Here is a 24,988-nt window from a genome sequence, read left to right as displayed (position 1 = left end):
CCCCAGCCCAACGCAGGCCAGCACCATCGCGGCTACTCGCCCGAGGCGGCCGGAGCCCCGGACCGGCGACGGCGACGGCGGCGACGCGGTGCATCCCCCTCTGCCAGCACCTCGCTATTCATTTCATCAAGCGAAGACTCGAGCTGCCGCCCGGACTGCTGTTGCGCTTCGCGCCAGAACGCGATGTCTTCAGCATGCTCGGTCGAGGCGACGCCACGCAACATCAGGAAATCAAATGCCGCACGGAAGCGCGGATGGGTCAGCGTACGGAACACCCGCTTGCGCTGACGCGAGCTGAAGCGCGATTGCAGCAGCCAGATTTCCTGCATCGGCAGCGAGAACCGGCGCGGCAACGCGATGGTGGTGAGCTGGTGCAGCGTCACCCGGTCTGCCGCGCGGCGCTGCGCCTCCTCCATCGCCACACCCTGCTTCTGCAGCGCCATCAAGGAACGGCAGAACGCGGGCCACAGCAGCAACGCGAACAGGAATGCCGGCGACACAGGCTCGTCATTGGCCACCCGCTCGTCGGTATTGCGCAGCCCTTCGATCAGGATGCTGCGCAAGGCGCCGGTGCGGTTGCTCTTGAGCGCTGCGGCGCTTTCCGGGAACAGCACCGCCAGCAGGCCGTAGCGCTCCAGCCCCTCGAAACCGGCAACGCCATGCCCGGAAAGGAACAGTTTGAGCACTTCCTCGAACAGCCGCGCCGGTGCCGCCTCACCCAGCAGGTTGGCCAGACGCGGAATCGGCTCGGCCGTGGCCTCGTCGATCGTAAAATCCAGCTTGGCCGCCAGCCGTACCGCGCGCAGCATGCGCACCGGATCCTCGCGATAGCGCTGCTCCGGATCGCCGATCAGCTTCATCGTGCGCGCCTGCACATCCTCGAACCCGCCGGTGTAATCGCGCACCGAGAAATCCTCGATCGCGTAATACAGCGCATTGCAGGTGAAATCGCGGCGCAACGCATCGTCTTCGATCGTGCCGTAGACGTTGTCGCGCACCAGCATGCCGTTCTCGACCTCGCGATCACCACTGCCATCGTCGGTGTTGGCGCGAAACGTGGCCACCTCGATGATTTCGCGCCCGAACACCACATGGGCCAAGCGGAAACGGCGGCCGATCAGGCGGCAATTGCGGAAGAGCTGCTTGATCTGCTCGGGCGTGGCGTCGGTGGCCACGTCGAAATCCTTGGGACGACCGTCCACCAGAAGATCTCGGACCGCACCACCGACCAGATAGGCGGCGAAACCGGCCTCGCGCAGACGGTAGAGCACACGCAATGCATTGGGACTGATGTCCTTGCGCGAGATGGTGTGCTGGTCGCGGGGAATGGTGCGCAGCGTGAACGGCTTTGTAACTGTGGAATTGATGTTGGCGCTTCCAGTTGGGTTTGCGGGATTGCCGAGCGGCAACCAGATGCATATACTAGCGCGCTCGCCGGACGCGACCAATACGCTCCCTTCGTCTAGTGGTTAGGACGTGGCCCTCTCAAGGCTAAAACAGGGGTTCGAGTCCCCTAGGGAGCGCCACGCGCCCGGCAGATCCACGCAAAACCCCGCTTATGCGGGGTTTTGCGTTTACAGGCCCGACGATCACATCGCCGGTGATGGAGTGCCGCACCGGCATGGGCGATGCGGAGCGGAGAAGCACGCGCCCTCAGCGCACATCCGCGCGCCTCACCGTCCGACCGGCCATACGACACCCTCGCCTCTTCATCCCTTGGCGGACAGCCCCATCACACCGGGGCGCCGGCTGCCGGCGCGCGCCCGGCGGCGAATCGCAGACCACCACGTCGGCGGCCACGCGCATAAAAGAAAGCGCTCAAACGCTCCGAGAGTCCCCGCCCCAAATGAGAACAAGTGCGCCCCAGCACAGCATCGTGCACTAGAATATGGCGGCTAATCGCCGGACCCTGCCATGCCCTTCGTCGTTACTGAAAACTGCATCAAGTGCAAACACACAGACTGCGTTGAAGTCTGCCCCGTGGACTGTTTCCACGAGGGCCCGAACTTCCTGGTCATCGACCCGGATGAGTGCATCGACTGCACGCTGTGCGAACCCGAATGCCCGGTCAACGCCATTTTCCCGGAAGACGACGTGCCAGCCGGTCAGGAAGGCTTTGTCGCCCTGAACGCCGAACTGGCCAAGGCGTGGCCGGTGCTGACCGTGCGCAAGGATCCGCCGGCTGATGCCGCCGAATGGGATGGCAAGCCCGACAAACTCAAGCTGCTGGAACGCTGAGCATCGCCAGCGGCAGCACAATGAAAACGGGCGCCGATGGCGCCCGTTTTGCTTTCAACTTGGCAATACGGGTTCAACCGCCCAGCTGCGCCTTCAAGGTGGCGATCAACTTCAGCGCGGCCGCATCGGTGGCCGGCAAGCCACGCGGATCCACCGCCGAAACGTAGACGCCCGCATCGACGGCCACCACGCGCACCAGGAAGTTGCTGCCTTCGTAGGCCACGTCGTAGGAACCCAGCAGCTGCGCACGGCTGGCGATAGTCACGCCCTCGATCGCCGCAAGGGCATCGCCCACCTTGCCGAAAACGTCGTCGCGACCACCACTGACAGTGAAACCGCTCTGCGAGGCGGCCACCGTTGCCGCCGAAGCCGCGGCCGGCTTGGCTGCCGACGCCAATGCCGGAACTGGCGCCGCACCGGCGGTGTTGGGCAGGGTCAGATCGGGCGGCACTTCCAGCGGACGGGCTTCCGGCGCCAGGGCGTAGTCACCTCGCGCCCCGCGCTTGAAGCAGCCGGTGGCGGCAACGGTGGTGACAACGGCAAGCAGCGCCAAAGAAAGCACGCGGAAGGTGGAGGTTTGACGCATGGTGTATCTCCTGGTTCAGGCCACTGCAGTTCAGTGGCTGGATAGTTCTTCCAACGCACCGATATCGGCGGCCAGATGATCGGCGGCAGCGTGGTACGCGGCGGAAAGCGGCAACAGTGGCAGACGCAGGCCGTGGCCGATACCGGCGCGCTGCAACAGCGCCTTCACCGGAATCGGATTGGATTCGACACCACAGAAGTCATGGTACGGCTGCAAGCGGGCATCCCACGCCTCGGCGGCAGCGGCATCGCCGGCACGGGCCAGATCACACAGGACCGGTATGCGCCCGGCAACGCATTTGAGCCGACCGAAATCAGACCATCGGCGCCGGCGAGCATGGAACGCGCTGCGGTGGCGTCATCGCCACTGAGCAGGGTGAAGCTGTCGCTGCGAAGCTCCAGCAACGCCTTCAGGCGCGACACGTCACTGACGGCCTCCTTGATCGCGACGACATTGGGGTGCGCCGCCAGCTCCGCCACGGTTTCGGGCAATAGATCGCAGCCCGTGCGGCCGGGCACGTTGTACAGTACGACCGGCAATCCGCCCTGCTCAGCCACGGCCAGATAGTGCTGGCGCAGCCCTTCCTGGGTGGGGCGCACATAAGGCGGCGTCACCACCAGTGCGTGGGTAGCGCCGGCACGCGCGGCACGCCGGGTGATATCGATGGTCTTCGCGGTACCAGAAACCCCGGTCCCGGCCAGCACCGGCATCCTCCCACCGACAGCGGCCACGGCCGAGCGCAGCAGGGTTTCATACTCTTCGTCGGAGAGCGTGGATGCCTCACCGGTGGAGCCGGCCACCACCACACCGTGAACACCTGCCTGCAGCTGCATCGCCAGCAGGCGCTGCCAGCCTTCCGGGTCGAGTGCGCCGTCAGCCCGGAACGGGGTGGCAAGCGCGGTGATAAGTCCTGAAATTGACAAGGGAACCGGTGCTCTTTGTGGGGGTAAAGAGGCCTGCCGGCGGGCAGGTTCGTGACCGAAAGCATGTTACTTGCCGGTCGAAAGGGGGGGCAAGTATGCTGGAGGCCAGTAAACGGACCGCCGCCGGCACCGTTCAGCCTCTCACGCATTACCGGAACCACCTTGACCGACACCACTCCGCGGCCGTTGCCGACCGAAAACCACCTCCTGATCAACGCCTATACGACGCATCCGGAGTCTCCCCTGCTGTCCGTTACCCGGCGCATCGCCGACAGTGGCTGCAACCTGGTCGATGCCCGCCTGTCCACGGTCGGGCGTGATGTCTCGGTGACCACGCTGGCGACCGGCTCCTGGGACGCGGTCGCCAAACTCGAAGCCATGCTGACCCGGCTTGAGCGCGAAGAAAGCATGAAGCTGGTCTGGTACCGCACCGAGGCCAAGCAGGTCCAGTCCAATCTGCTGCCGTATATCGTCGAGGTCATCGCCGCCGACAAGCCGGGCATCCTGTTCCAGCTGGCCGATTTCTTCGACCGCCAGGGCATCACCATCGAGAACCTGCAGAGCACACGCTACCAGGCCATGCAGACCGGTGCGGAGATGTTCTCCGCGCAGATCACCATCGGCGTGCCGGCGAACATGCATATCGCCGCGCTGCGCGATGACTTCCTTGAGTTCTGCGACCACCTCAACCTGGACGCGATCATGGATCCGATGAAGTTCTGACCCATTCGCGCGCCCGTCACAGGTGCGCGGCGTTTCATGCAATTGCAATCGAATCACCCCAGGCTCCGGAAAGGATCTGATGAACATCGGCGATACCCTGGACAGCATCACCCTCGATCTTCCGCTGGCACTGTCCGGCGGCACGACCACCACTCTGCGCGAGCAGTGCGGCCACTGGCTGGTGCTGTACTTCTACCCGAAGGACAGTACCCCGGGCTGCACTACCGAAGGCCTTGATTTCAACGCCCTGCTGCCCCAGTTCAAGCAGGCCGGCGCCCGTGTATTCGGCGTCTCGCGCGACTCGGTGAAGTCACACGACAACTTCTGCGCCAAGCAGGGATTCGATTTCCCGCTGATCAGCGACAGCGATGAAGCGCTGTGCAGCGCCTTCGACGTGATCAGGATGAAGAACATGTACGGCAAGCAGGTGCGCGGGATCGAACGCAGCACCTTCCTGATCTCGCCCGACAGCACGCTGGTGCAGGAATGGCGCAAGGTCAAGGTCGCCGGCCATGCCGATGCCGTACTTGAAGCCCTGAAGGCCGCCCCGAGCAAGTGAGCCACCTGCCGTCCCCACCCGCCCCATCGCCCTGCCCCGCAGGTGCGATGGTGTGACCCTGCCCGCCACCAGGAATCGATGATGACCCGAGGCAAGCGCATCTACGTGCTGGACACCAACGTGCTGATGCACGATCCGACCGCGCTGTTCAAATTCGAGGAACATGATGTCTACCTGCCGATGCAGGTGATCGAGGAACTGGACAACAGCAAGAAGGGTACCACCGAGGCCAGCCGCAACGCCCGCCAGGTGAGCCGTTTCCTGGACGAGCTGATCGAGGCCGCCGGCATCGGCAGCGTGCAGGACGGGGTGCCACTGGACCGCCCAAAGAGCCTGCAGCTGCGCGGTGCGCAAAGTGCCGGCCGCCTGTACTTCCAGACCAGCCATTTCGACGCCGGCAAGAGCTTTGGCAAGGTCATCCCGGACAACGCCATCCTCGGCGCGATCCTCGTCTTGAGAGAGCAGCACCCGGATACGCCGGTGGTGTTCATCTCCAAGGACATCAACCTGCGCATCAAGGCCGCCATCGCCGGCATCGATTCGGAGGATTACGAGAACGACCGCGCGCTGGACGATTTCAGCCTGCTCTATACCGGCGCCACCCAGCTGCCGGAAGATTTCTGGAAGAAGCACAGCGACAACCTGCGCAGCTGGAGCGACAAGGGCCGTACCAGCTACGAGATCCTGGCCGCCGACGACGAGGACTGGCACCCCAACCAGTACGCCTACCTTCCGGGCGAGGATGAGGTCGAACTCAAGGTCACCCGGGTTGAAGGCGACGGTCGCATCATCCTCTCGCTGGTCAGTGATTTCCGCCACAGCGCGCATTCGGTATGGGGCATCAGCGCGCGCAACCGTGAGCAGAATTTCGCGCTCAACGCGTTGATGGACCCGGAGATCGATTTCGTGACCCTGCTCGGCACCGCCGGTACCGGCAAGACCCTGCTGGCGCTGGCGGCCGGCCTGGCGCAGACGCTGGACCAGCAACGCTACCGCGAGATCATCATGACCCGCGCCACGGTCAGCGTCGGCGAGGACATCGGCTTCCTGCCGGGCACCGAGGAAGAAAAGATGACGCCCTGGATGGGGGCGCTCACCGACAATCTGGAAGTGCTCACCCACAACCAGGACGGCGGCTCATGGGGCCGTGCGGCCACCAACGACCTGCTCGCCAGCCGCATCAAGATCCGCTCGTTGAACTTCATGCGCGGCCGCACTTTCCTGTCGCGCTACCTGATCTTGGACGAGGCGCAGAACCTCACGCCCAAACAGATGAAGACGCTGATCACCCGTGCCGGCCCCGGCACCAAGATCGTCTGCCTGGGCAATGTCGAACAGATCGATACACCGTATCTGACCGAAACCACCTCCGGCCTCACCTATGCGGTGGACCGCTTCAAGAACTGGCCGCACAGTGCGCACATCACCCTGCGTCGGGGCGAGCGTTCGCGCCTGGCCGATTATGCCTCGGAGGTCCTGTGAAACACCTGCACGTCCTGCTGTCGGCCTGCGCCGCTCTCGCACTGGCCGCATGTACTCCTTCCAACGTGAAACCGGGCGCTGTCGTGCCCACAGCGATCAAGGCCGGACAGTCCTGGGTGGTGACCCGGCCGGTGATCGCCGCGGAGGTGCTGGACACCTGCTCGCGTGACAGCCCCGCCAAACATGCCGGCGCCATTAGCGGTTACTGGGCCCCCAGCCGCGCCGATATCGAGACCCTGGAAAGCCAGCTCTCACGCCTGCAGCCGGAGGTTGCCGAACCGGCCCTGTCCAGCCGGCAATACGTGGGCTTCGAATCCGGCGGCAAGCGCCTGATCTACATCAACGCGTTCACCCTGCCGGACCACAGCAAGAGGGATCCGGCGCGCGAGGCCATACGCGCCTGCGATGGCGGCGACAGTTTCTGGGGCGCCGTCTACGATCCGCAGAGCGGCACCTTCTCCAGCGTCGAGCGCAACGGCCCGCCGCCGTCACCCTGAGGCGGCCACATGGGAATCCGCCTGCCGGTGTGGGTCTGGATCGGCGCTGTCGCGCTGTCCTGTGTGGCCGGCATGGTCAACGTGGCCGGCTTTCTGGGCTTTGAACACCAGGCTGTCAGCCACCTTACCGGCAGCACCAGCCAGCTGGGCATTGCGCTGGCACAAGGTCACTGGCGCCAGGTCGGGCACCTGTGGGGATTGCTGATCGCGTTCTCGCTGGGCGCCATGCTCAGTGGATTGATCATCCAGGACAGCACCCTGCAGATCGGGCGGCGCTACGGGGTTGCACTGGCACTTGAATCGGCACTGCTGCTGCTGGCCATTCCACTGTTCAAGCACCAACAGGTCTGGGGCGCCTGGGCAGCGGCAATGGCTTGCGGACTGCAAAATGCCATGGCCACCACGTTCAGCGGCGCGGTGGTACGCACCACCCATCTGAGCGGCATGTTCACCGATCTCGGCATCGGCCTGGGCCACCTGCTACGCGGACTGCCCCTGCCCATACGGCGCCTCACCCTGAGCGGCCTGATCATCAGCGGCTTCCTGAGTGGTGGCGTGATAGGTGCGTGGCTATTTGCGCGCTGGAAGTACGACGCCCTGCTTGCACCGGCCCTTCTGACCGGCGCTACCGGTATTGGCTATGTGCTGTATCGCCAATGGACGACACGCCAACGCGGCTGAGACATGTTTTCCGCAAACATTGCACAATCGTGCGCATGAGCCCTTCAACGCCGTTCTCCGCCCTGACCATCGCCGGCTCCGACTCCGGCGGCGGCGCAGGCATCCAGGCCGACCTCAAGGCCTTCGCCGCGCATCGCGTACACGGCCTCTCCGCCATCGCCGCACTCACCGCACAGAACACCCGCGGCGTTACCGCCGTGCATGTCCCGCCACTGGATTTCCTGCAGGCACAGATCGATGCCTGTTTCGACGACTTCGACATCCATGCAGTCAAACTGGGCATGCTGGCCAACGCCGAGGTCATCCATCTCGTTGCCGGCATACTGGAACAACGTCGCCCGCCACAGGTCGTGCTCGATCCGGTCATGATCGCCACCAGTGGTGCCAGGCTGCTGCAAGACAGCGCCTTGCAAGCCCTGCGCGAACGCCTGTTGCCATTGGCGACACTGATCACCCCCAATACGCCCGAAGCCGAGCTGCTGCTTGGCCGGCGCATCAACAACGCCGCCGACGCCGATGATGCGGCTGATGCACTGATCGGCATGGGCGCCAGCGCGGTCCTGCTCAAAGGTGGGCACCTGTTTGAAGGCAACCGCGTCATCGATCGCTACTTCGATGGCGTCACCCGCGAAGAATTCAGCCATGCGCGACTGCCGGTCGATGCCCATGGCACCGGCTGCACACTGGCCTCGTCCATCGCCGCGCAACTGTGCTGCGGCCTGTCGATGCCCAACGCCTGCGAAGCGGCAATCGACTACATCGCGCGCGGCCTGCAGGGCGGCTATCGGCCCGGCCACAGCGAAGTCATGGTGCTCGATCACTTCGGCGCCGCGCGCACGGCATGAACGCTACAGCGCGAGTGTCCATCACCAGCGCCGACGGACACCAGTTCGAGCTGCTGAGCCATGTACCCGAGCAGGCAACGGCCAGCCTGCTGTGGTTGCCTGCCCTCGGCATCGCCGCACGCCACTACCAGCCTTCGCCGACGCCCTGGCTGCCAAGGGCATTGCCGTATTTCTGCACGAATGGCGCGGCAATGGCAGCAGCAGCCTTCGCCCGAATCGCCATCATGACTGGGGCTATAAAGAACTGTTGCAGTACGATCTGCCGGCGGCCGAGGCCGCCATTTACGCCACAATCCCCGGCCGCCCATTCCGCCTGGGTGGACACAGCCTCGGCGGCCAACTGGGCTGCTGTTACGCCGGGCTGCGCACCGGAGATCTGGATGCACTGTGCTCATCGCCAGCGGCACACCGTGGTGGCGCAGCTTTCCCGCACCGCGCCGCTACCTGCTGCCATTGGCCTATCGGTTCCTGCCATGGTTGGCGCAGCGCCTGGGCGCACTGCCCGGCCGCCGGGTCGGCTTCGGCGGCACCGAGGCACGCGGTCTGATCCATGACTGGGCGCGCGTCGGCCTGAGCAACCACTACGCCGCGCGCGATCTGGCCAACGACCTGGAAGCGGGCATGCGCACCGTCTCGACCCCGGTCTCGGCGATCGTCTTCAATCGTGACTGGCTGGCTCCTGCCGGTTCGATGCAGCAGCTGCTGGCGAAGATGCCCGCATCCAAGCCCATGCTGCATGTGCTGTCATCACAGCAACTGGGCACCAGGGCAGATCACTTCCACTGGATGAAAACACCGCAACAGGTCGCCGCCACCCTGCTCCGTCACAATGATTAAGAAAATTTCACAAAAGCATTGACGCACACGCAGCATATCCGCATAATCTCGCTCCTGACGACGGGCCCGTAGCTCAGTTGGATAGAGTACCTGGCTACGAACCAGGCGGTCGGGAGTTCGAATCTCTCCGGGCCCACCACGTCAGAAATCGGAACCAGCTTCCGCAGCTTCAAACCAGAATAATGTAAAGCGCGCCCGTAGCTCAGTTGGATAGAGTACCTGGCTACGAACCAGGCGGTCGGGAGTTCGAATCTCTCCGGGCGCACCATTACATTATGAAAACAGCAGGCATAGCCTGCTGTTTTTGCATGCGCGCTATCCACCATTGCACAAGCGCAGATCAAACTGCTGCACGGAAGCCGCAGGATAATGCCCCGATCGCCTCTATGCAACCCAAGACAACGCGCGCATGACACGCCCCACAATCCCGCCCCACCGCAGACAGCACGGCGCGATGAATTCTTGCCGCACCCAGCAACCGTCTTCCGGCCCGGCGTAGTGACAGTGACCAGAACCCCACACCATTGTCCAAGCACAACAGGAAGCGGATCGGCATCCGACGCAGCGTGCCGAGCCGAGTGGACAGCGCTCTCTCCAAGGCCGCGCCGGCAGCAATGACTGTCACCCAAAAACGACTGCGCGCGGAACCTCCATAGTTATTGTGCAGGAGCTGCGTGAACTCGCCCTGATCGACACCAGCTCAAAGGGCGGCAGCACCGTGACTACCGACGCAATGGTCGAACGAGCGCAGATGGCGCTCACTGGACGCGATAGGCTCGGGCCAGAATATGCCAACGACGCTAAGCGCACGACGCATGAAGAGCGCAGAGACATGCTGGCAGCACTCAGTGCCGCCATGCAGGCCACCAGCACTGAAGTGGGGGGGCGTGAGCCGCTGGCAGCCCAACTCCACAACCCCTATCGATGTCGAGGTGGAGACGAAGATTGACGACGACAAGGGTGAGCGCAGTATGCAGACCCTGAAAGCCTAGCCGCACACACCAGAAGCCCGGGTTCTGTGGCCCGTTCCAGACGAGTCAGTGCACATCGACTACACGCAGACTCACTGGCACCACAAGCACCCCACCAGCCACGGCGCGGGAGTGTCCGATGCGCAACTGCAACTCCTACCAGCGCCCGCGACCAGAGCAGGCAACCCCAAGGCCGGCAGCCGTGGCCGCGACTCGATCTGCACTGTGTGCGTGAACGACCGGCGCCGGCTCCGCGCTCCCTGCCCGCCCTGCCACCTGACCCCGAGAAGGTCCAGATCAACAACGCTGCCGCGCTTTGGTTCGGGCCCGTGCGGCCGCAGCCGAGGCATGCGGCATGAGTGCAGACCAAGCAAAGCCCACCGCCCGTGCGTTCCTCGCCGACTGCCTTGCACGCCGGCATGGCCATGGCTTCTGGTTCTCGTTCCGCCATGCACAGAGCGCTCGCCGCCGGGCCGCGCAGTCGTCGGCAGCTCTGGCGCCCGAGGCGGGACAGCCGCCGCAGATGGAGCTGTTCCCATGAACCGGCAGCTCTTCACCAAGCCAGCCAAGCGCATGAAGCAGCCGCCCAAGGACCCACTGCGCGAGCAGCTGGCCACCGCGGCCAACGAGATCATCCGGCTGCGCGCCGAGAACGAACACATGAATCAACGAATGGAGAGCCCCCCGGGAGGCGCTGGAAGGAGAGAGTCATGGCTGAGGAAATCGCGCTACTGCCGCTGAAAGAGGTGAAGCTCTGCGCCGGCCTGAGCACCGCAACGGTCTATCGCATGATGGCGAAGGATGCATTCCCGAAGCCGCGCAAGATCGGCGCTAAGTAGCTCTGGTTCTCGCCGGAAATTGATGCCTCCATCCTGGCGATTGCCGCAGGCAATGCATGGTCCCCAAACATGGGGCAAAACATGGGGCAGGACCTTGCGGCATGAAAAAAGCCGCTGTAATCAGCGGCTTAGTTCAACACTTGGCGGAGTGAGAGGGATTCGAACCCTCGATAGAGCTTTTGACCCTATACTCCCTTAGCAGGGGAGCCCCTTCGGCCTCTCGGGCATCACTCCGTTCTTATTGCCCGGTTACTTATTCAGTAGCGGGGCGCGAAGAATAACGTTTATCGGGGTGAAAGGTAAACCCTTATTCCGAAGTTTCTTCACTTCCGGAAGCAGCGGGCTCGTCACCGCGCTGGATACGCTGGAAAATCTCCTCACGGTGCACCGCCACATCCTTCGGAGCGGTGATACCGATACGTACCTGGTTGCCCTTGACGCCGAGCACGGTCACGCTGACCGAGTCGCCGATCATCAAGGTTTCGCCTACACGGCGAGTCAGGATCAACATTTTTGCGAATCTCCATGGAACCGGATGGATTCCCACCGGCATTGGCGCGCTGCAGCGTGCGCCCCACGACAAAGGGAAAAGACTGCCCAATGTTAACTGCAGGGCGCGCGTACCTTCAAGGCAGAAAGCTTTTCACATTCAGGCCAAATGCGGCTTGGCCCAGGCCAACACACCATCAAGTGCTGCAACAAGCTGGGGACCATCCTCACCCCCGCCTTGAGCCATATCCGGGCGACCGCCGCCCTTACCTCCGATCTGACCCGCAACGTAGGACACCAGTTCACCGGCCTTGACCCTGCCCATTGCAGATCCGTTCACACCCGCGACCAGAGCGGCCTTCCCATCCTGCACGCCCGCCAGCAGGATCACCGCATCGCCCAGCTGCTGCTTGAGGCGGTCAACGGCTTCACGCAACGCCTTGGCGTCAAACCCCTCCAGCCGCGCCACCAGCACCTTCACACCGCCGACATCGACCGCTGCCGAACCCAGGTCAGCAGTCGCACCGGATGCCACCTTGGCCTTGAGCGATTCCAGCTCACGCTCCAGCTTCTTCTGGCGCTCGCCGAGCTGGCGGATTTTCTCGACAACATCCGCCTCGCTACCGCCGAGCAACTGCGCCGCCTGCTGCAATCGCGACTCTTCCTCGGCCACATAGTCCAGCGCACCCTGCCCGGTAACCGCCTCGATACGACGAACGCCAGAGGAAACACCGCCCTCGGAGGTGATCTTGAACAAGCCGATATCACCGGTGCGTGAAACATGGGTGCCACCGCAGAGCTCGGTGGAGTACTCACCCATCTTCAGCACCCGCACGTTTTCGCCGTATTTCTCGCCGAACAGCGCCATGGCACCGAAATCCAGCGCCTCCTGCATGCCCATGTGATGCACTTCAGCCGCGTTGTTGGCACGCACCTGCTCATTGACCTTGCGCTCAATCAGCGCAACGTCCTCAGCGCTGATCGGCTGGAAGTGCGAGAAGTCAAAACGCAGACGATCCGGCGCCACCAGCGAGCCCTTCTGCTGCACATGGGTGCCCAGCACCTCGCGCAGCGCGGCATGCAGCAGATGGGTGGCCGAGTGGTTGAGGATCGTGGCACTGCGACGCTGGCCATCGACCTGACCCGACAGCACCTGACCCACGCGCAGCGCGCCCTCGCCGATCTTGCCGACATGGCCGTGGAACTGGCCGGCGAACTTCTGCGTATCCGCTACCTCGACACGCACGCCGTCAGCGGACAGCAGACCGGTATCACCGACCTGGCCACCGGATTCGGCGTAGAACGGTGTCTGCGCCGTGAACACGATGACCTCGTCGCCCACCTGCGCGGACTGGACCGGAACGCCGTCCTTGAGGATGGCGACCACGCTCAAGCCATCGGCCTGCAAGCGCTCGTAACCGAGGAAGGCCGTCGGCTCAAGGCTGGCCACCAGCTCTGCCGACAGGGTTACGCCACCGCCGAACTTGCCGGCAGCCCGCGCGGTTTCGCGCTGGTGCTCCATCGAGCTTCGAAGCCCTCCATATCCACCGTCATACCGCGCTCGCGCGCGATGTCGGCGGTCAGGTCGACCGGAAAACCGTAGGTGTCATACAGACGGAAGGCATCCACGCCGGGGATCACGCCGTCGGTCACCTTGGCGGCCAAGTCGTCGAAAATCTTCATGCCCGAGTCCAGCGTCTCGGCGAAGCGCTCTTCCTCGGCCTGCAATGCACGCACAACCGTATCGGCCTGCGCCGGCAACTCGGGATAGGCCTCGCCCATCTGCTCGACCAGCGTCGGCACCAGCTTGCTGAAGAACGGCTGGCGTACCCCCAGCATCCAGCCATGGCGCAGCGCACGGCGGATGATCCGGCGCAGGACATAACCACGACCCTCGTTCGACGGCAGTACGCCATCGACGATCAGGAACGAACAGGCACGGATGTGATCGGCGATAACGCGCAGCGACTTGTTCTCCAGATCAGCCATACCGGTCAGCTCACTGGCCTTGCGGATCAGCGCCTGGAACAGGTCGATCTCGTAATTGGTATGCACGTGCTGCAGGATCGCCGCCAGGCGCTCAAGACCCATACCGGTGTCCACGCATGGCGCCGGCAGTGGCACCAGGGTGCCGTCCGGCTGGCGATCGAACTGCATGAAGACGTTGTTCCAGATCTCGATATAGCGGTCACCATCTTCATCTGGCGAGCCTGGCGGGCCACCGGCAATGTGCTCGCCGTGATCGTAGAAGATTTCGGTACAGGGGCCACACGGACCGGTATCGGCCATCTGCCAGAAATTGTCCGACGCGTACGGCGCTCCCTTGTTGTCGCCGATGCGCACGATGCGCTCCGGCGGCAGGCCGATCATCTTGTTCCACAGCTCGTACGACTCGTCGTCGGTGTGGTAGACGGTAACCAGCAGGCGTTCCGGCGCCAGCCCCCATACCTTGGTCAGCAACTCCCACGACCAGGCGATGGCCTCCTTCTTGAAGTAATCGCCGAAGGACCAGTTGCCGAGCATTTCAAAGAACGTGTGATGGCGGGCGGTATAGCCGACCGAATCAAGATCGTTGTGCTTGCCGCCAGCACGCAGGCACCGCTGGACGTCGGCTGCGCGCACATAGCTGCGCTTTTCAGCCCCCAGGAACACGTCCTTGAACTGCACCATGCCGGAGTTGGTGAACAGCAGGGTCGGGTCGTTGCCCGGCACCAGGGGTGCGGAGGGCACGATCGTGTGCCCCTTGGACTTGAAGAATTCCAGGAAGTCGGCGCGGATCTGGGAAGTGGTGAATTTGGCAGGATTATTCATTGGGGACTGGCAATAAGCGGGCTAGCGGGTCCCGATCGCCCCAAGGGCGCGGGAATTCGGGACAACCGAAACCCTGAAAGGGTATCAGGCCCAGCGCGCTCAGTCCTCAGCGTCGTATCGGGTCGCACTGCGGATGCAGCTGCCGTCAAACCCACGCCGCGCCAGCAGGTCCGCCGCCTTGCGTCGCTGAGCAAGCTCCTGCGGCCCATCCGGCCCGAACCGGCGGCACACCAGCTCACGCGCTCTCTCGGCCCAATCACCCTCGAATGTTGCCAGCGCAGCCTCGATCGCATCTGCATCCAAGCCATGCGTTCCCAGCTCCGCGCGGATATGCAGCGGTCCATAGCCGCCGTTTGAGCGATTGCGCACGACCGATTCGGCAAATCGCGCGTCATTCTGCCAACCTTCATCGGCCAGCCGCGACACCGCAACGTCCACAGCCTCGGCATCAAGCCCGCGCGCCTTCAGCTTGCGCGCAAGTTCTTTGCGCGAGTGCTCCCGCCGCACCAGCAAACCCAGTGCCCGCTGCAGCGGGGTCTGCTCCCGCCGCCTGCCCGGCTTGGCCGGGCCGTCATCCCTATCACTCATCTGATCTGCTGCCTTTCAGGGTGGCGCCATCCATGGCATCCCTGCTGGATTCAATACCGCAAGGGCGGGACGACGTCACTGACGATGCGCCGCCCGCCCTGCGGAAAATCAATCCTCGCCGTCGCTGTCACCTTCCTCGCGTGCAGCTTCCGCCGGCTGGAACTTCTCGCGCAGCTCTGCCTCAAGACGAGCCGCCACCTGCGGATTGTCACGCAGATAGCCGCGGGCGTTGTCCTTGCCCTGACCAATGCGTTCGTCGCCATAGCTGTACCAGGCGCCCGCCTTGTCCACCAGCTTGGCCTCCACGCCCATGTCGATCAGCTCGCCTTCACGGCTGATGCCTTCGCCATACAGGATCTCCGTGATGACTTGCTTGAAGGGGGGCGCCAGCTTGTTCTTCACAACCTTGATCTTGGTCTGGTTGCCGATGATCTCATCGCCCTTCTTGATCGCACCGATACGGCGGATATCCAGCCGCACCGAGGCATAGAATTTCAGCGCGTTGCCGCCGGTGGTCACCTCGGGACTCTGGCCCGGCATCATCACACCGATTTTCATGCGCAACTGGTTGATGAAGACCACCAGCGTGTTGGAGCGCTTGATGTTGCCGGTCAGCTTGCGCAGCGCCTGGCTCATCAGGCGGGCCTGCAGACCCGGCAGCTGGTCACCCATCTCGCCTTCGATTTCCGCCTTGGGGGTCAGCGCAGCCACCGAATCGATCACCACGATATCGACCGAACCCGAGCGCACCAGCATGTCGGCGATTTCCAGCGCCTGTTCACCCGTATCCGGCTGCGACAGCAGCAGATCGTCAACATTCACCCCCAGCTTGGCTGCATAGATCGGGTCCAGCGCATGCTCGGCGTCAATGAAGGCGGCCGTGCCGCCCAGCTTCTGGCATTCGGCAATTGCCTGCAGCGTCAGGGTGGTCTTGCCGGAGGATTCCGGACCATAGATCTCGACCACACGCCCCTTGGGCAAGCCACCGATCCCCAGTGCGATATCCAGCATCAACGAACCGGTCGGGATCGCCTCGACGGGCTCGACCACGCGATCCCCCATGCGCATCACCGAGCCCTTGCCGAACTGCTTCTCGATCTGGCTCAGTGCGGCGGAGAGCGCGCGCTTCTTGTTCTCGTCCATCGGGTTCGTCCTCGTCGTTGATTTCGTTGATTTAGCTGATTTCGTCATGGGTCCACTTTAGCGCTGCCACATCGCACAGGCTGAGATTGCGTGCGACAGGGCAAATTATCTGGCCGGCCAGCATACCGGCAGCAGCGGATACCGCCTTAGCCCGTAGGAAAAACACACCTTCATGGCGGCGAAAAACATCCGGCTTACCGGTTGGGCCGCAGCAGGCCGCAGTAAAGCCCCTCGATCGCGAAGTCCTGGTCAGGCTGCACTTCGATGGGCGCATAGTCCGGGTTGCGCGGCAGCAGCCGGATCCGGTCCTTGCCGATCTTGAGCAGCTTGACGGTGATCTCGTCATCGATCCGCGCCACCACGATCTGACCGGTTCGGGCGTCGCGGGTACGGTGTACGCCGATCAGGTCGCCATTGAAGATGCCTTCATCGACCATCGAATCGCCCTGCACTTTCAGCAGGTAATCCGGCGCAGGCGAGAAGAACACCCTGTCCAGCACCACAAAATCGTCCGAGCCGATGTCGGCGCCAATCGGGAGCCCCGCCGCGACCCGGCCAAGCACCGGCAGACGCAGCACCTGTTCCTGGGCCGCGCTCACCAGAGGCAACGCCGGATCTTCTGCAGCCGGGCGCACCAGCCGGATCCCCCGCGCCCGTCCCGGCACACGCTCGATGGCACCGGCAGCTTCCAGCGCCTCCAGGTGGTACTGCGCCGAGCGCACGCCCTTGAAGCCGAACGCCCGGGCGATCTCGGTCTGTGACGGCGGTACGCCCTCCGCCTCGATCCGCTGTGCGATCAAATCGAGGATGGCCTGCTGGGTATCGGTCAGATTCATGGTTAGTAGTATTGCTACTAACAAACACGCCCGTCAATACCCCCGGTCACCAACGGCTACCCCATGAAGCTACAGCGTCTCCAGCCCGATCAGCGCCGCGGCAACGGTCTGCCGGCGCACCGCGTCGCGGTCCCCATCGAAATGGAACAGCTCGGCGCGGGTATAGCCGCCACGGCGCTTCCAGCCGATCCAGACCGTTCCGACCGGTTTGTCCTCACTGCCGCCGCCGGGCCCGGCAATGCCGGTGACCGCGACCGCAATGCTGGCACCGGACCGCACCAGCGCGCCCGAGACCATTTCAATCACCGTTTCGCGACTGACCGCACCATGGACCTCCAATGTCTGCGGACTGACTCCCAGCAACGCCTGCTTGGCCTCGTAGCTGTAAGCCACCATCCGCTGTCGAACCAGTCCGAGGAGCCGGAGACGCCGGTCATCGCCTTGGCGATCCAGCCTCCGGTACAGCTTTCAGCAGTGACGACGTGATCGCGCACAGCACGCAGCCGCTCGCCCAGCCGGGCAGCGAGTTGATCGAGTTCGTGGTCGGTAAGAGCGGCCATGGAAATTCCTGGAGGGAGGCCGCTGCGTTGTAGCGCATTTCCACGCCACATGCATTGCTGATGGGTGGTAACGCCGGATAAGACAAAGGGTCGCTGAGCGACCCTTTGCCATTCATCTATCCCGTGGAAAGCGACTCACCATTCCGGCTCGGCCTCGGGCAACAACGCCCGGATCACCGCACCATCACGGCCACCGGCCAGCTTCTCGGCCTCGGCGATGGGGATATCCACCTCGACCAGCCACCCTTCTTCGTCGGCCTGCTCGCTGCGGACGACTTCCAGCTCATGCAGACGCGAACGCAAGCGTCCAGCGCTGGGCGGAATACGCACGGTGCCAGTCACATGCTGCAGACCCAGGCGTTTGCCGAGCACCGATTGCAGCAGCTCCAGGCCTCGCCCGTCACGCGCTGAAATCCACACCCGCTCGCGCCGCGACTCGTCCGGAACGCCGTCCTGTGCGTCATGACGCACCTCGGCCCCTTCGATGCGATCGATCTTGTTGAAGACCAGCAGCTGCGGCAGATCCCCGGCCCCTACCGCCTCAAGCACTTCATCGACCTGCGCGATCCGATCTTCCCGCAGTGGATCAGCCGCATCCACCAGATGCAGCAGGAAGTCGGCCTCACGTGCCTCGGACAACGTGGAGCGGAACGCGGCCACCAGATCATGCGGCAGGTCGCGGACGAAGCCCACGGTGTCGGCCAGCATCGCGCTGCCACCCGGGAGCGCGATGCGCCGCACCGTGGGATCCAGCGTGGCGAACAGCTGATCGGCGGCGTAGGCTTCGGCACCGGTCAAGGCATTGAACAAGGTCGACTTGCCGGCGTTGGTGTAGCCCACCAGTGCGATGCGTGGCAACTCGCTGCGCACGCGCGCACGACGCATCTGGGTGCGCTGCACTTCGACTTTTTCCAGGCGCTTCTGCAGCTGTTCCACGCGTTTTTGCAGCAGACGGCGGTCGGTTTCCAGCTGCGTTTCGCCCGGGCCGCGCAGGCCGATGGAACCACCACGCTGTCGCTCCAGGTGGGTCCAGCCGCGCACCAGACGCGTGGCCAGATGACGCAACTGGGCCAGCTCGACCTGCAGTTTGCCTTCATGGCTGTGCGCACGCTGGGCGAAGATATCCAGGATCAGGCCAGTACGGTCGATCACCCGGCGCTCCAGGAAGCGCTCCAGGTTGCGCTCCTGCACCGGGCTGAGCTGATGGTTGACCAGCACCAGATCCGCACCGGTGGCATCGGCCGCGGCCTTGACCTCATCCAGCTTGCCGCTGCCGATCAAGGTGGAGGGATTGGGGCGATCCATACGCGCGGTGATGGTCGCGGCGATACTGGCACCCGCCGAACGGGCCAGATCGGTGAACTCTTCCAGCACATCCTCTTCCAGCCGCCCACTGTGCGGTTGGATCAACAGTGCGTGCTCGCCCTTCTTGGAACGGTCAAACACGCGCCACGTCCTTCTTACTCGCTGTCGTTGTCGTCATCGCCTGCCTGACTGCCCTCACCGGATTGCACATAACCACCGCCCGGCCCCACACGCACGTTGCGCGCTGGAACCACGGTGGAAATGGCGTGCTTGTAGACCATCTGGCTGACGGTATTGCGCAGCAGCACCACGAACTGGTCAAACGATTCGATCGTGCCCTGCAGTTTGATGCCATTGACCAGGTACACCGACACCGGCACGCGCTCGCGGCGCAGTGCATTCAGAAACGGGTCCTGCAAAGACTGTCCTTTGGACATCGTCCACTCCTCGTTATTGTTTTTATGGTCCGGACCGAAAGCGCCCCCTGCCTGTCCGGAACGGTGATGGTACACCGGCCGGCGCCTTCTCACCTTCCCAGAAACAGTGAGACCGCGTTCCGCAAACCGGGCATATCGCTCGCCGGGTCATACCAGCGCGCATCCAGCTCACCACGCAACCAGGTCAGCTGGCGCTTGGCCAGCTGGCGCGTGGCGAAAATGGCCTTGTCGCGGAATTCCATCGCACTGCCCTGCCCCTCCAGGAACTGCCAGGCCTGCCGGTAACCCACCGCCCGTATTGCAGGAAGATCCAGGGGCGCGGCTACCCGCGCCATCTGCGGCAAGGCCCGCAAGCGCCGCACCTCGTCCAGAAAGCCCTGCTCCAGCATCAGGTCGAAGCGCCTTTCGATGCACTGGTGCAACACCGCGCGGTCGGCCGGAGCGAGTACCAGCTTGAGCACGCGCGCCGGCAGGCGGGCGATACCTGGCAGCGCCTGCCAATGACTGATCGGCTTGCCGGTGAGGCGGAACACCTCCAGCGCCCGCTGAATGCGCTGCGGGTCGGTCGCATGGATGCGCTTGGCGGCTAGCGGATCGACCTTCGCCAGTTGCGTATGCAGGGCCGGCCAGCCGACCACCGCCGCCTCGGCTGTGATCTGCGCGCGGATCGCCGGATCGGCCTGCGGCATCGGCGACAGGCCCTGCAGCAACGCACGGAAATACAGCCCGGTGCCGCCAGCCAGGATCGGCAAGCGGCCGCGGGCCGCGATAGCGCGCACCGCCGCCGCTGCGTCGCTGGCGAACTCCGCCGCCGAATAGGTTTCCCATGGATCGCGCAGATCCAGCAGGTGATGCGCAATGCCCGCGCGCTCCTCCAGGTCCGGCTTGGCCGCACCGATTTCCAGCCCGCGATACACCAGCGCCGAGTCGACGCTGACGATCTCTCCGTCGTAGGCCTTGGCCAGCGCGATCGCCGCAGCGGTCTTGCCCGACGCGGTCGGCCCCATCAGCGCGATCGCCAACGGTCGTTGATCGCTGCCCATCAATCCTCGTCCGGCCAGCGCGGCAGTGACGGCGTGTCGGCGCGCGGCGCCGGTATAGCATCGACCGCCGCCAGCACCTTGAGCGCGTCCACCGTGGCGGCCACGTCGTGCACGCGTACGATCTTCGCACCACGCTGCACGGCCAGAAGATGTGCCGCGACCGAACCGGCGACACGCTCGCACGCCACCGTGCGCCCGGTCACCTCACCGATGCACCGCTTGCGCGAAAACCCGGCCAGCAGTGGAACACCCAGCGCCAGCAGACGCTCCTGCGCGGCCAGCAGAGTGAAATTCTGCGCGGTGTCCTTGTTGAAACCGTAACCGGGATCGATCACCAACCGCTTGCGCGCGATCCCGGCCATCTCCGCGGCGAACACCCGCTCGGCGAGAAACCGCTGCACGTCGCCGGCGATCTCGTCATAGCAGTGCGTCGCGCCCGCATCGTAAGGGCCGCCAACCGCATGCATCAGCACCACGGCCGCACCCGAGTTCGCCAGCACCTCAAGCGCGCCCGGCTGCCGCAGCGCCTGCACGTCATTGACCATGCCGGCACCGGCCGCCAACGCAGCCCGCATCACGTCCGGTTTGAACGTGTCCACGCTGATCGGCACAGCCACGCGTGCCGCCAATGCTTCGATCACCGGCGCGACGCGGTCGATCTCCTCCTGCACCGACACCTGGGCCGCACCGGGACGCGTGGACTCGCCACCGACGTCGAGCAGGTCCGCCCCCTGCTCCACCAGCGCAAGGCCGTGGGCGATTGCCGCGGCCGCATCAAAATGCTGGCCACCGTCTGAAAACGAGTCCGGCGTGACGTTGACGATGCCCATCACCCGGGGCCGGTCCAGGCGCAACAGACGGCCGTTGCAATCCAGCTGGGGAGCCAGGTCGAACATCAGCGTTTGCTCCGCGCGCGCAGCTTGCTGCCAATAAAGCTCAGCACCACCCCCAGCACGACGCCGACAAAAATACCGGTCAGGTAGTTGCCGGTCTTCACTCCGAACGCGACACCGGCCACGGTGGCGATGATCATTTCCGGAAGATGCGTGGGAGGTGGGGGGGGCGTCGAAGGCGTGTTCATGCGGAAGTACCGGAAGACTGGATGGCGCCTATTCTCGCCCAGCGCCGCGATCGCCGCATACGGAAACGGGCCGGAAAACCGGCCCGTTTCGTTGCAGATCGCACTATCAATCAGTGCTGGCTGGCGGGATCGCTGGTGATCGGCGCAACCGGGCTCTGCGCGTCGCCGCCCTTGTCATCACCGGTCGGTCCGTTGCCGCCGCCCTTTTCCACCCATCCGGCGGGCGGCGAAGGCTTGCGGCCCTCCATGATCGCCTTGACCTGCTCGGCATCGATGGTTTCCCAGTCCAGCAGCGCGACGGTCATCGCCTCGACGATGTCGCGCTTTTCCTCCAGGATGCTGCGCGCTACCGCGTACTGCTGGTCCAGGATGCGACGGATCTCCGCGTCCACCTTCTGCTGGGTGGCCTCGGAAATGGTCTTGCTGTGCATGCCGTAGCCAGCTTCCTCGTCGGCGTAGACCATGGTGCCCATCACATCGGACATGCCGTACTTGGTGACCATGCCGCGCGCCAGTTTGGTGGCACGTTCGAAGTCATTGGACGCGCCGGTGGACATCTCGCCCACAAACAACTCCTCGGCGATACGGCCACCAAACAGGATCGCCAGCTCTTCCAGCATGCGATCGCGGTACTTGCTGATGTGGTCGTGCTCGGGCAACTGCCAGGTCACGCCCAATGCCCAGCCGCGCGGCATGATGGTGACCTTGTGCACCGGGTCGGCCTTGGGCAACGACATGGCGACAACGGCGTGGCCGGACTCGTGGTAAGCGGTGTTGCGACGCTCATCCTCGCGCATGACCATGCTGCGGCGCTCAGGACCCATGTAGATCTTGTCCTTGGCGTCCTCGAAGTCCTTCATGTCGACTTCCTGCTTGTTGCGACGAGCCGCAAACAGGGCGCCTTCATTGATCAGGTTGGCCAGATCGGCACCGGAAAAACCCGGAGTACCGCGTGCCAGCACTTCCGGACGCACGTCATCGGCGGCCGGCACCTTGCGCAGGTGCACGCGCAGGATCTGCTCGCGGCCCTTGATGTCCGGCAGGCCAACCATCACCTGGCGGTCGAAACGGCCCGGACGCAGCAGCGCCTTGTCCAGCACGTCCGGACGGTTGGTCGCGGCGATCACGATGACGCCTTCACCGCCCTCGAAGCCGTCCATTTCGACCAGCATCTGGTTCAGGGTCTGCTCGCGCTCGTCGTGGCCACCGCCCATACCCGAACCGCGGTGACGGCCCACGGCATCGATTTCGTCGATGAAGATGATGCACGGCGCGTGCTTCTTGGCCTGCTCGAACATGTCGCGCACGCGGCTGGCGCCGACGCCGACGAACATCTCGACAAAGTCGGAACCGGAGATGGCGAAAAACGGCACCTTGGCCTCGCCGGCGATCGCACGGGCCAGCAGCGTCTTGCCGGTACCCGGCGGGCCGACCATCAGCACACCGCGCGGAATCTTGCCGCCGAGCTTGGTGAAACGGGACGGATCGCGCAGGAACTCGACCAGTTCACCGACTTCCTCCTTGGCTTCGTCACAACCGGCGACATCGGCGAAGGTGACCTTGATCTGGTCCTCGCCCTGCAGCTTGGCGCGCGACTTGCCGAAGGACATCGCACCCTTGGCACCGCCACCACCGCCCTGCATCTGGCGCATCATGAAAATCCAGAAGCCGATCAACAGCAGCACCGGCAGGAACTGCAGCACCAGCCCCCAGAAACCCGGACCGGTGGCCGGCTCCTGGCGCACCACTTCGACATTCTTGGAATACAGCTGATCCAGCAGCTTGGGATCGGCCGGGGCGAACAGCTGGCCTTCCGAGCCATCGGCACGCTTGAAGCGCAGATGGTTGGTGGTCAGCGTCGTCTTGTCGGTGTACTCGACCGCCTTGATGCGGCCCGAGTCCACTTCCTGAAGGAACTGGGTGTAGTTGCGCGCGTCACCGGCGGTCACTGCACCACCGCGTGGCGCAAAGCTCTGGAACACCACCATCAGCACGACGGCGACAACCACCCATAGCAGGAGGTTCTTGGTCAGGTCGTTCATCCTCATCGGCTCCGGTGTCCCTCTAATTTCTGACGCAATGCGTATGGTTGAGCTTACTTGATCTGCGCCCGCTTGCCCTGCCCGAGGGCATAGACTTCCGGCGAACGCGCGCGGGAGGCCTCGGGCTTGCGGATCACGACCTTGTCGAAACGACGGCGCATTTCACGCACGTAGTCATCAAAGCCGACGCCCTGGAACAACTTGATCAGGAACGCCCCACCGGGCTTGAGGTGGTTGTCGGAAAAATCCAACGCCAACTCCGCCAGATACATCATCCGCGGCTGGTCGACCGCATCCATGCCACTCTTATTGGGGGCCATATCCGACAGCACAAGGTCTACCGGCTGATTCCCGAGCATGGCTTCAAACTGCGATAGGACGGCCTGCTCCCTGAAGTCACCGTGAAGGAACTCCACCCCCGCCAGCGGCGGCATCTCCAGGATATCCAGTGCCAGCACCCGGCCACTGTCGCCCATCTGTTTGCGTACCTGCTGCGACCAGCCGCCGGGCGCGGCGCCCAGATCGACCACGACCATGTTCGGTTTCAGCAGCCGGTCGCGCTTGAGCAGCTCCTCCAGCTTGTAGGCGGCGCGCGAACGCATGCCCTCCGCCTGCGCCTTCTTAACGAAAGGATCGGAAAAGTGTTCTTTCAACCAGCGTTGACTGCTTTTGCTGCGGGAAGCCATTGGAAATGGGGCCAGATGGGGTGGTCATGATACCCTGAACCCCCTTGATTACCTGTATTCCTGCATGTCTATCGTCCTGACCCCGGCCCAGACCCGATTTTTGCGCGGTGCCGCGCACGATCTGAAAGCACTGCTGCAGATCGGTGGAAAGGGGGTCACGCCAGCCTTCCTGGCAGAACTGGACGAAGTACTTGAGCGTCATGAACTGATCAAAGTGAAGGTCGGCGCGGAAGACCGCGAGGCCCGTGATGCCATGATTTCCGAGCTGGTCCAGGCCAGCGGCAGCGCGCTGGTGCAGCGCATCGGCCATGTCGCCGTGCTGTACCGTCCAAGCAAGGAACAGCGCCAGATCGTGCTGCCCCGCGGCTGATCGCCGAGGAGCCCTTCGATGCAACTGAGCCGGGAACTGCCTGATTACACCTACAGTTTGCGCGCAGCCGATGGCCGCCAGGCCAAGGTGAATGATCGCGTACTGACGCACAGCTTCATTCTTGCGCCGAACCAGCTGATCGAAGACTGGCCGGTCAGATCGCTTGCGGAGTTGACCGCCGGTCACCTGAACGCGGCCCTGGAGCTGAACCCGGCCCTGGTCATTCTCGGCACCGGCGAACAGCAGGTGTTCCCGCCGGCCGCGGTGCTGGCCGCCTGCTTGACGCGCGGCATCGGTATCGAGGTGATGAACAACGCCTCGGCCGCCCGCACCTTCAATGTTCTGGCCGCAGAGGACCGCAAGGTGGTTGCCGCCTTCATTCTCGAAAACGGCAGCTGATTTCCTCGGGGACACAA

General features: G+C 64.0%; 27 protein-coding genes, 4 tRNA genes and 3 pseudogenes. 17 read left to right on the top strand and 17 right to left on the bottom strand.

Translation table 11 applies throughout. The annotated features are described in order from the left end of the window. Window positions 1–32: 32 nt before the first annotated feature. Window positions 33–1,409, bottom strand: coding sequence for a polynucleotide adenylyltransferase PcnB (gene pcnB / locus JCM9942_RS00685; RefSeq protein WP_054656827.1), 1,377 nt, complete (start codon window positions 1,407–1,409; stop codon window positions 33–35). A 42-nt stretch (window positions 1,410–1,451) separates the two neighbouring features. On the opposite strand from pcnB, the gene JCM9942_RS00680 reads away from it, so the two are divergent. Both JCM9942_RS00680 and fdxA read left to right on the top strand, forming a co-directional pair. Next, a tRNA-Glu gene (locus tag JCM9942_RS00680) sits at window positions 1,452–1,526 on the top strand. A 388-nt stretch (window positions 1,527–1,914) separates the two neighbouring features. Then, window positions 1,915–2,238, top strand: coding sequence for a ferredoxin FdxA (fdxA, locus tag JCM9942_RS00675; protein WP_054656826.1), 324 nt, complete (start codon window positions 1,915–1,917; stop codon window positions 2,236–2,238). A 73-nt stretch (window positions 2,239–2,311) separates the two neighbouring features. Here fdxA and JCM9942_RS00670 read toward each other — a convergent pair whose 3' ends face one another. Both JCM9942_RS00670 and dapA read right to left on the bottom strand, forming a co-directional pair. After that, the gene (locus tag JCM9942_RS00670) at window positions 2,312–2,824 is read right to left on the bottom strand and encodes a hypothetical protein (RefSeq protein ID WP_054656825.1); all 513 of its coding nucleotides are present in this window, start codon (window positions 2,822–2,824) and stop codon (window positions 2,312–2,314) included. 30 nt (window positions 2,825–2,854) lie between these two features. Further along, window positions 2,855–3,747: pseudogene (dapA, locus tag JCM9942_RS00665) on the bottom strand (4-hydroxy-tetrahydrodipicolinate synthase). 162 nt (window positions 3,748–3,909) lie between these two features. On the opposite strand from dapA, the gene JCM9942_RS00660 reads away from it, so the two are divergent. From JCM9942_RS00660 to JCM9942_RS18705, 13 genes are all read left to right on the top strand, one after another. Further along, on the top strand, window positions 3,910–4,470 hold the full coding sequence (locus tag JCM9942_RS00660) for a glycine cleavage system transcriptional repressor (RefSeq protein ID WP_054656824.1): 561 nt from the start codon (window positions 3,910–3,912) through the stop codon (window positions 4,468–4,470). A 79-nt stretch (window positions 4,471–4,549) separates the two neighbouring features. Next, entirely contained in the window at window positions 4,550–5,029 is a 480-nt protein-coding gene (locus JCM9942_RS00655; RefSeq protein WP_054656823.1) for a peroxiredoxin, read from the top strand. Window positions 5,030–5,110: 81 nt separating this feature from the next. Beyond that, on the top strand, window positions 5,111–6,511 hold the full coding sequence (locus JCM9942_RS00650; RefSeq protein WP_054656822.1) for a PhoH family protein: 1,401 nt from the start codon (window positions 5,111–5,113) through the stop codon (window positions 6,509–6,511). A 5-nt stretch (window positions 6,512–6,516) separates the two neighbouring features. Then, window positions 6,517–7,008 (top strand): hypothetical protein, encoded by a 492-nt coding sequence (locus tag JCM9942_RS00645; protein ID WP_083468354.1) that lies wholly within the window; start codon window positions 6,517–6,519, stop codon window positions 7,006–7,008. A 9-nt stretch (window positions 7,009–7,017) separates the two neighbouring features. Further along, complete coding sequence (locus JCM9942_RS00640; protein ID WP_054656820.1) at window positions 7,018–7,689, top strand: YoaK family protein; 672 nt, start codon at window positions 7,018–7,020, stop codon at window positions 7,687–7,689. Window positions 7,690–7,724: 35 nt separating this feature from the next. Further along, window positions 7,725–8,534: a bifunctional hydroxymethylpyrimidine kinase/phosphomethylpyrimidine kinase gene (gene thiD / locus JCM9942_RS00635; protein ID WP_054656819.1), complete on the top strand. Its 810-nt coding sequence runs from the start codon at window positions 7,725–7,727 to the stop codon at window positions 8,532–8,534. 91 nt (window positions 8,535–8,625) lie between these two features. Continuing rightward, window positions 8,626–9,081 (top strand): alpha/beta fold hydrolase, encoded by a 456-nt coding sequence (locus JCM9942_RS20570; protein WP_157722733.1) that lies wholly within the window; start codon window positions 8,626–8,628, stop codon window positions 9,079–9,081. Further along, window positions 8,988–9,371, top strand: a complete 384-nt coding sequence (locus JCM9942_RS17970; protein ID WP_157722732.1) for a hypothetical protein — start codon at window positions 8,988–8,990, stop codon at window positions 9,369–9,371. Before JCM9942_RS20570 ends, JCM9942_RS17970 begins: the two co-directional genes overlap by 94 nt. Before the next feature lie 62 nt (window positions 9,372–9,433). Further along, window positions 9,434–9,510, top strand: a tRNA-Arg gene (locus tag JCM9942_RS00625). A 52-nt stretch (window positions 9,511–9,562) separates the two neighbouring features. Then, window positions 9,563–9,639, top strand: a tRNA-Arg gene (locus tag JCM9942_RS00620). Between the two features lie 393 nt (window positions 9,640–10,032). Beyond that, window positions 10,033–10,320 (top strand): hypothetical protein, encoded by a 288-nt coding sequence (locus JCM9942_RS18715; RefSeq protein WP_145974363.1) that lies wholly within the window; start codon window positions 10,033–10,035, stop codon window positions 10,318–10,320. Window positions 10,321–10,879: 559 nt separating this feature from the next. Then, on the top strand, window positions 10,880–11,083 hold the full coding sequence (locus tag JCM9942_RS18710; protein ID WP_157722731.1) for a hypothetical protein: 204 nt from the start codon (window positions 10,880–10,882) through the stop codon (window positions 11,081–11,083). After that, complete coding sequence (locus JCM9942_RS18705; RefSeq protein ID WP_157722730.1) at window positions 11,053–11,181, top strand: helix-turn-helix transcriptional regulator; 129 nt, start codon at window positions 11,053–11,055, stop codon at window positions 11,179–11,181. Before JCM9942_RS18710 ends, JCM9942_RS18705 begins: the two co-directional genes overlap by 31 nt. Before the next feature lie 141 nt (window positions 11,182–11,322). Here the strand turns inward: JCM9942_RS18705 and JCM9942_RS00615 are convergent. The 14 genes and pseudogenes from JCM9942_RS00615 to rlmE all read right to left on the bottom strand — a co-directional run bounded on the left by JCM9942_RS00615 (window position 11,323) and on the right by rlmE (window position 24,202). After that, window positions 11,323–11,415, bottom strand: a tRNA-Ser gene (locus tag JCM9942_RS00615). Between the two features lie 73 nt (window positions 11,416–11,488). After that, window positions 11,489–11,692: a carbon storage regulator CsrA gene (csrA, locus tag JCM9942_RS00610; protein WP_054656818.1), complete on the bottom strand. Its 204-nt coding sequence runs from the start codon at window positions 11,690–11,692 to the stop codon at window positions 11,489–11,491. Window positions 11,693–11,830: 138 nt separating this feature from the next. Continuing rightward, window positions 11,831–14,481: pseudogene (alaS, locus tag JCM9942_RS00605) on the bottom strand (alanine--tRNA ligase). 99 nt (window positions 14,482–14,580) lie between these two features. Next, entirely contained in the window at window positions 14,581–15,069 is a 489-nt protein-coding gene (recX, locus tag JCM9942_RS00600) for a recombination regulator RecX (RefSeq protein ID WP_054656817.1), read from the bottom strand. 108 nt (window positions 15,070–15,177) lie between these two features. Beyond that, on the bottom strand, window positions 15,178–16,212 hold the full coding sequence (recA, locus tag JCM9942_RS00595; protein WP_054656816.1) for a recombinase RecA: 1,035 nt from the start codon (window positions 16,210–16,212) through the stop codon (window positions 15,178–15,180). Window positions 16,213–16,406: 194 nt separating this feature from the next. After that, window positions 16,407–17,048 (bottom strand): transcriptional repressor LexA, encoded by a 642-nt coding sequence (gene lexA / locus JCM9942_RS00590; RefSeq protein ID WP_054656815.1) that lies wholly within the window; start codon window positions 17,046–17,048, stop codon window positions 16,407–16,409. 69 nt (window positions 17,049–17,117) lie between these two features. Beyond that, window positions 17,118–17,608, bottom strand: a pseudogene (locus JCM9942_RS00585) (CinA family protein). Between the two features lie 135 nt (window positions 17,609–17,743). Further along, window positions 17,744–19,054: a ribosome rescue GTPase HflX gene (gene hflX, locus JCM9942_RS00580; RefSeq protein ID WP_054656814.1), complete on the bottom strand. Its 1,311-nt coding sequence runs from the start codon at window positions 19,052–19,054 to the stop codon at window positions 17,744–17,746. A 14-nt stretch (window positions 19,055–19,068) separates the two neighbouring features. Then, window positions 19,069–19,350 carry an RNA chaperone Hfq gene (hfq, locus tag JCM9942_RS00575; RefSeq protein WP_054656813.1) on the bottom strand — a complete coding sequence of 94 codons (282 nt, stop codon included), beginning with the start codon at window positions 19,348–19,350 and terminating at the stop codon, window positions 19,069–19,071. Window positions 19,351–19,439: 89 nt separating this feature from the next. Further along, window positions 19,440–20,393, bottom strand: coding sequence for a tRNA (adenosine(37)-N6)-dimethylallyltransferase MiaA (gene miaA / locus JCM9942_RS00570; protein WP_054656812.1), 954 nt, complete (start codon window positions 20,391–20,393; stop codon window positions 19,440–19,442). Further along, window positions 20,393–21,289: a dihydropteroate synthase gene (gene folP, locus JCM9942_RS00565; protein WP_054656811.1), complete on the bottom strand. Its 897-nt coding sequence runs from the start codon at window positions 21,287–21,289 to the stop codon at window positions 20,393–20,395. Before folP ends, miaA begins: the two co-directional genes overlap by 1 nt. Further along, a complete protein-coding gene (locus tag JCM9942_RS18700) occupies window positions 21,289–21,426 on the bottom strand; it encodes a hypothetical protein (RefSeq protein WP_241772759.1) in 138 nt (45 codons plus the stop codon). The genes folP and JCM9942_RS18700 overlap by 1 nt, the downstream gene beginning before the upstream one ends. 158 nt (window positions 21,427–21,584) lie before the next feature. Beyond that, a complete protein-coding gene (gene ftsH / locus JCM9942_RS00560; protein ID WP_054656810.1) occupies window positions 21,585–23,516 on the bottom strand; it encodes an ATP-dependent zinc metalloprotease FtsH in 1,932 nt (643 codons plus the stop codon). A 53-nt stretch (window positions 23,517–23,569) separates the two neighbouring features. Continuing rightward, the gene (gene rlmE, locus JCM9942_RS00555) at window positions 23,570–24,202 is read right to left on the bottom strand and encodes a 23S rRNA (uridine(2552)-2'-O)-methyltransferase RlmE (protein WP_054656809.1); all 633 of its coding nucleotides are present in this window, start codon (window positions 24,200–24,202) and stop codon (window positions 23,570–23,572) included. Window positions 24,203–24,266: 64 nt separating this feature from the next. On the opposite strand from rlmE, the gene yhbY reads away from it, so the two are divergent. Then, on the top strand, window positions 24,267–24,572 hold the full coding sequence (gene yhbY / locus JCM9942_RS00550; RefSeq protein ID WP_054656808.1) for a ribosome assembly RNA-binding protein YhbY: 306 nt from the start codon (window positions 24,267–24,269) through the stop codon (window positions 24,570–24,572). Between the two features lie 18 nt (window positions 24,573–24,590). Continuing rightward, on the top strand, window positions 24,591–24,971 hold the full coding sequence (locus JCM9942_RS00545) for an Mth938-like domain-containing protein (RefSeq protein WP_054656807.1): 381 nt from the start codon (window positions 24,591–24,593) through the stop codon (window positions 24,969–24,971). Window positions 24,972–24,988 lie beyond the last annotated feature (17 nt).

This window comes from Stenotrophomonas pictorum JCM 9942 (genome assembly GCF_001310775.1).
Lineage (GTDB): Bacteria > Pseudomonadota > Gammaproteobacteria > Xanthomonadales > Xanthomonadaceae > Stenotrophomonas > Stenotrophomonas pictorum.
This window is presented reverse-complemented; position numbering and strand designations above follow the sequence as displayed.

Coding starts and splice junctions, on each gene's coding strand:
- lexA (WP_054656815.1), bottom strand. CDS start 17,048: ATGAATCTGACCGATACCCAGCAGGCCATCCTCGATTTGATCGCACAG.
- JCM9942_RS00640 (WP_054656820.1), top strand. CDS start 7,018: ATGGGAATCCGCCTGCCGGTGTGGGTCTGGATCGGCGCTGTCGCGCTG.
- miaA (WP_054656812.1), bottom strand. CDS start 20,393: ATGGGCAGCGATCAACGACCGTTGGCGATCGCGCTGATGGGGCCGACC.
- csrA (WP_054656818.1), bottom strand. CDS start 11,692: ATGTTGATCCTGACTCGCCGTGTAGGCGAAACCTTGATGATCGGCGAC.
- recA (WP_054656816.1), bottom strand. CDS start 16,212: ATGGACGAGAACAAGAAGCGCGCGCTCTCCGCCGCACTGAGCCAGATC.
- JCM9942_RS18705 (WP_157722730.1), top strand. CDS start 11,053: ATGGCTGAGGAAATCGCGCTACTGCCGCTGAAAGAGGTGAAGCTCTGC.
- hfq (WP_054656813.1), bottom strand. CDS start 19,350: ATGTCCAAAGGACAGTCTTTGCAGGACCCGTTTCTGAATGCACTGCGC.
- ftsH (WP_054656810.1), bottom strand. CDS start 23,516: ATGAACGACCTGACCAAGAACCTCCTGCTATGGGTGGTTGTCGCCGTC.
- JCM9942_RS00650 (WP_054656822.1), top strand. CDS start 5,111: ATGACCCGAGGCAAGCGCATCTACGTGCTGGACACCAACGTGCTGATG.
- JCM9942_RS18700 (WP_241772759.1), bottom strand. CDS start 21,426: ATGATCATCGCCACCGTGGCCGGTGTCGCGTTCGGAGTGAAGACCGGC.
- JCM9942_RS00655 (WP_054656823.1), top strand. CDS start 4,550: ATGAACATCGGCGATACCCTGGACAGCATCACCCTCGATCTTCCGCTG.
- JCM9942_RS18710 (WP_157722731.1), top strand. CDS start 10,880: ATGAACCGGCAGCTCTTCACCAAGCCAGCCAAGCGCATGAAGCAGCCG.
- folP (WP_054656811.1), bottom strand. CDS start 21,289: ATGTTCGACCTGGCTCCCCAGCTGGATTGCAACGGCCGTCTGTTGCGC.
- thiD (WP_054656819.1), top strand. CDS start 7,725: ATGAGCCCTTCAACGCCGTTCTCCGCCCTGACCATCGCCGGCTCCGAC.
- recX (WP_054656817.1), bottom strand. CDS start 15,069: ATGAGTGATAGGGATGACGGCCCGGCCAAGCCGGGCAGGCGGCGGGAG.
- yhbY (WP_054656808.1), top strand. CDS start 24,267: ATGTCTATCGTCCTGACCCCGGCCCAGACCCGATTTTTGCGCGGTGCC.
- JCM9942_RS00545 (WP_054656807.1), top strand. CDS start 24,591: ATGCAACTGAGCCGGGAACTGCCTGATTACACCTACAGTTTGCGCGCA.
- fdxA (WP_054656826.1), top strand. CDS start 1,915: ATGCCCTTCGTCGTTACTGAAAACTGCATCAAGTGCAAACACACAGAC.
- JCM9942_RS00670 (WP_054656825.1), bottom strand. CDS start 2,824: ATGCGTCAAACCTCCACCTTCCGCGTGCTTTCTTTGGCGCTGCTTGCC.
- rlmE (WP_054656809.1), bottom strand. CDS start 24,202: ATGGCTTCCCGCAGCAAAAGCAGTCAACGCTGGTTGAAAGAACACTTT.